The following is a 4419-nucleotide window of genomic DNA, read 5'->3' on the forward strand; positions in this document are numbered from 1 at the left end:
GTCGTCTTGCTGGCGGGTGGCCACTTACTTGCTGACCTCGATGCCGTAACGGGCGAGTTTCTTGTCGAGCCCCATGCGCGAGAGCCCCAGGGCGCGTGCAATGGCGGCCTTGTTGCCTTCGCAGGCGGCAATGGCTTCTTTTAGCACGAGTTGTTCGAGCTGCTCCACCGCCTCCTTGATGGCCGTGCCCTCTTCGACCGTATGGCGCGCCAACAGGGCGCGAGCATCGTCGGGGCCCGCGGCGCTTTCATTGACGGGGGTGGGAGCGCTGATTCCTGTCGATGGGGCCGCTGCGCCGCCGCGCAGCTTGTCCGAGAGCGCGGCGGATTCGAGCGCCCTGCCGGGTTCGGTGAGCACGAGCGCCCGCTCGATCTCGTTCTCAAGCTGGCGGACATTGCCGGGCCAGTGGTAGGCCTGCAGCAGATCCATGGCCTCGCGCGAGATGGCCGGCACCTGGCGGTTCATGCGCCCCGCAAAGCGCTCCAAAAAATGCTGCGCCAGCATGGGAATGTCGTCGATGCGCGCGCGAAGGGGCGGCACTTCGATGGGGAAGATGTTGAGCCGGTAGAAGAGATCCTCGCGGAAGTTGCCCGAGGCTACCTCGGCCGAGAGGTCCCGGTTCGTTGCCGCAACGACGCGCACGTCGACCTCCGTGGGTTTTTCCGATCCAATCGGCCAGACGATCCCCTCCTGAAGCGTGCGCAGGAGCTGCTGCTGGAAGGTGGGACTCGTCTCGCCGATCTCGTCGAGAAAGATGGTGCCGCCGTCGGCCTGTTCGAACAGCCCCTTCTTGTCGCGGATGGCGCCGGTGAAGGAGCCCTTTACGTGACCGAAGAGCTCGGAAACGAGCAGCGTCTCGGGCAGCGCCGCGCAGTTCTGGGCGACAAAGGGCTTGTCCTTTCGATGACCGGCGTAGTGGAGCGCGCGGGCCATGACTTCCTTGCCAACGCCCGTCTCGCCGAGGATCAGCACGCCGGTATCGGTGTGGAGGACTTTTTTCAGAAGCCCCAGCACCTCGCGCAGTGCCGGCGAGTTGCCCACCACGCCCTCGAAGCTGTAGCGCCCCGCGACTTCGGCGCGCAGTTGCACGTTCTCCCTCTGGAGTTGCGCGTGCGCCTGGCGAAGTTCTTCAACCAGCCGCGCGTTCTCGCGCCGGAGCTGCCAGCTCTCGCAGGCGCGATCGAGCGTGAGTTTGAGATCGGCGGCCTCCCAGGGCTTGGTCAGATAAAAGTCGATGTTGCCCTCGTTGATCATGCGGACGACGTCGTCCATGTCGGTGTAACCGGTCAGCACCACGCGGCGGGTCTGCGGCTGCAGCTCCAGCGCGCGGGCGAGCAGGTCGGCGCCGCTCATGCCGGGCATTCGCTGGTCAGTGAGCACGCAGGCCACGTCGTCGTGTTTCTCGAGAAGCCCCAGCGCTTCCTCGCCCGACTGGGCGGTGAGCACGACGTAGTCCTCAATGAGGCTGCGGCGAAGCGCCTTGAGCACGCCCGGGTCGTCGTCGACGACGAGGAGTTTGTACAGGGCCTCAGTCATAGAGTCCTTCCAGCGCCGGCGGCTCCATGGGAAGCAGCACGGTAAAGCGCGCCCCCTTGCCCGGCGGGCTCTCCACCTCGATGCGCCCGCCCATTTCGGCAACGATGCCGTAGCTCACCGAGAGCCCCAGCCCCGTGCCCTGTCCGGGTTCCTTGGTGGTGAAAAAGGGATCGAAGATGTGCGGGAGTTTCTCGGGCGCGATGCCCGGGCCTGAATCGCTGACCCGGACGAAGACCATCTCGCCGGCGCGGCCGGTCTCCAGCGTGATGGCGCCCTCGCCCTCGATGGCCTGGGCGGCGTTGATCAGCAGATTCGTCAGCACCTGCGAGAGAAGACCCGGATAGCAGTTGACCGGCTCATTGAGCGCGAAGGCACGGGTGACGCGGATGCGGTTTTTCAGGTGCACGTTTACAAGGCGCAGCGTCTTGTCGATGATTTCTTCGAGCAGCACGCTGCGCGCGCGCTTCAAAGAGGGCCGTGAGAAGTCTTTCAAGCCCGCCACGATCTCCACGGCGCGGCGGGTTCCCTCGCGCGAATCGGAAATCAGTTCGGGCAGCTCCTCGTCGATCATGTCGATGCGCAGCTCCTTGCGAAGGCGAGCGCGCCCTTCGGGATCCTCGCAGGCGGCGTACCGGCGAAGGCGTCCGGTCCACTCTTCGAGGCTCTGCAGGTTGCTCTGCACAAATCCGATGGGGTTGTTGAGCTCGTGGGCCACGCCGGCCACCAGGGTTCCCAGCGAGGCGAGCTTTTCCGAGTGATGGAGCTTGCGCTCGGCGCGAACCAGCTCTCCCGAAGCGCGGGTGAGCTCGGCATGGGCGGCGCGCAGCCGCTCCTCGGTCTTGGCACGCCGGTCGGCCAGGTGGGAGACCAGCACGCCCGAGAGCACCAGGATCGTCGGCACAAAGAGCGCGTTGGTCGCCATGGTGAGCGGCTCCTCGCGCGGGAAGATGCGGAAGACCTGCGCAAGCGGGGCGTAGGCAAGGGTCCCGGTGAACTCGAGCAGCAGCAGCACCCAGTAACCAAAGGTGCAGACCGCGATGCTGAAATAGGTATGCGCCCGGTCGGTGGTGAGCGCCGTCGCGCAGATGAGCATCACATAGGCCATCGGCATGGCCGAGGAGACCGAACCGGTCAGGTGACAGATGAACGCCAGCGCGAAAGCATCGACCGCCAGACGCAGGTAGCTCTGGAACTCGACCATGAAGCCGCGCCAGGTCAGGTAATACATGAGCGCGTCGTCGAGCAGGTTGATGAGCGGAAGCAGAACGTAGGTAAAGTGCGCGCCGCCGAGCACGAAGCGGTTGTGTGCGAGCAGGATGACAAAGGCCACCGTCATCGCGATCATGCGAATGCGCAGGCCACGCAGGTAGCGCTCCTGGGCGGGCTCCCTGCGCGGCAGCTCCAGCGCAAGGGCTCGCGGGCCGGGCAAAGGGGCGCCCGGCAAGGGTGCGGTGAGGATCTCGGTCATCTTGCCGCCGAGTGTAAACCAGGTTGACGCCCGTGGGTAGGCCCTGAAATCACTCGATTTTGCCGTGGTTCAGGACTTCGAGCCGCTGGTGCTCGCGTAGGGATCGGGCGTCCCGTAGGGATCGGGGGTCCAGTCGCTCCAGTATTTGAGAATCGGCTCGACGAGCCCCGGAACGAATACTTCGTCGGTCTCGGGAAGGTGATGCTTTCGCGGCGGGCGGGTCTTTTCTTCGGGCGGGCAGAGCGGGTCGCGCCCCTCGCGCGCTTGCCGGCGAAGCCTTCGCCGCGCGTCCTTGAGCTGCGCCTGCCGCCGGAGCGCGCGCAGTTGCAGCCGGAACTTGATCGCTTCCACGGGAAACCGGGCCAGCCACATGAGCAGCGCAAAGACAACGGGTGCAAACAGAATGGAGAGCGCCCCGAAGCGATTCCACGAGCCGCGCACCATCAGCTTTTGCGGATAGCGCGCCGCGAGCTTCTCGCCCTTTTCCCCCTGGATGACGAGCCCGCCCCAGCCCCGATCTTCTGCAAAGTTGCAGTTCCACACGGCAAGGTCGGAGCCCAGAATGCCTGCGCGGTTGCACTTGTAGCCGAGCCGAATGCCGCTGACGCCATGTGCGCGCGTTGCCTGGGGAACTTCGAAGAAACGGTAGCCAAGGACATGCATGCGCACTTCGAGGGGAAGACGCTTTCGATAGGAAGCCGCGTCGCTTGCCACCAGCGCGGCAAGGAGCAACACCACCGCCACATAGATCCACGTCGCCGCTTTCATGCGCGCACCTCTCCCGCAGCCAGCCCGCTGCCGACCACGCCCCTCGCCCGTGTTCTTGCTGTCTTCTTGTTTGAGCAAGAGCCGGGCCAAAGCTGCGCGGGTATCCGAAAGCTTCCTGCTTTCGGGCCCTTGGCGCGGCAAGCGCCCGTGCAGTGCGCACCAGCGTTTGCTGATTTGAGTCACAGAGCGACGCAAATTGTCAGCGCGCGGTGCCGAGAATTGGCAAGCGGGCCGCTCCTGTCACCCCTGGCTCCAATCCCGAACGAAGAAGGGCGAGGCACGCCTCGCCCGTTCTGAGTTCGCAATGACATGGGCGAAAAGTGCGAGGCGGAACGAAACGCGCCCCCGGGAGAGTAAAGTTTCTTCAAAAAAAAGTGCGGTCCATCTCGGGTCATCTTAGGCCATCGTGGGTCATCGCGGTTCATCTCGGTCCATCTTGGGTCACGGCCCCCTTGCGCGTTTTGGAAAAATCCGTATCTTGAAAAGTGTGCTTCGCGAAGGTTCATTCCGAACCTTCCATTTCTTTCCCGGCCCGGTTTTTCTTCGGGCGTTTTTCCGAGGTCTTCGATGTTTGTTCCGATTGCATGCCACCCCGCCGCCGTGTTCGCGTTCCGATGTAGGGGCGGGGTCTACCCGCCCTCCGGCAC

Annotated in this window: 3 protein-coding genes; all 3 read right to left on the reverse strand. The window is 64.5% G+C overall.

The features are described from left to right. Nucleotides 1-24 precede the first annotated feature (24 nt). Entirely contained in the window at nucleotides 25-1536 is a 1512-nt protein-coding gene (locus tag KDH09_04440) for a sigma-54-dependent Fis family transcriptional regulator (GenBank protein ID MCB0218920.1), read from the reverse strand. Then, nucleotides 1529-2965, reverse strand: a complete 1437-nt coding sequence (locus KDH09_04445; GenBank protein ID MCB0218921.1) for a hypothetical protein — start codon at nucleotides 2963-2965, stop codon at nucleotides 1529-1531. The genes KDH09_04440 and KDH09_04445 overlap by 8 nt, the downstream gene beginning before the upstream one ends. Nucleotides 2966-3073: 108 nt before the next feature. Further along, nucleotides 3074-3772: a hypothetical protein gene (locus KDH09_04450; protein MCB0218922.1), complete on the reverse strand. Its 699-nt coding sequence runs from the start codon at nucleotides 3770-3772 to the stop codon at nucleotides 3074-3076. Between the last annotated feature and the right edge of the window lie 647 nt (nucleotides 3773-4419).

It is taken from the genome of Chrysiogenia bacterium (genome assembly GCA_020434085.1).
In the GTDB taxonomy this organism is placed as follows: domain Bacteria; phylum JAGRBM01; class JAGRBM01; order JAGRBM01; family JAGRBM01; genus JAGRBM01.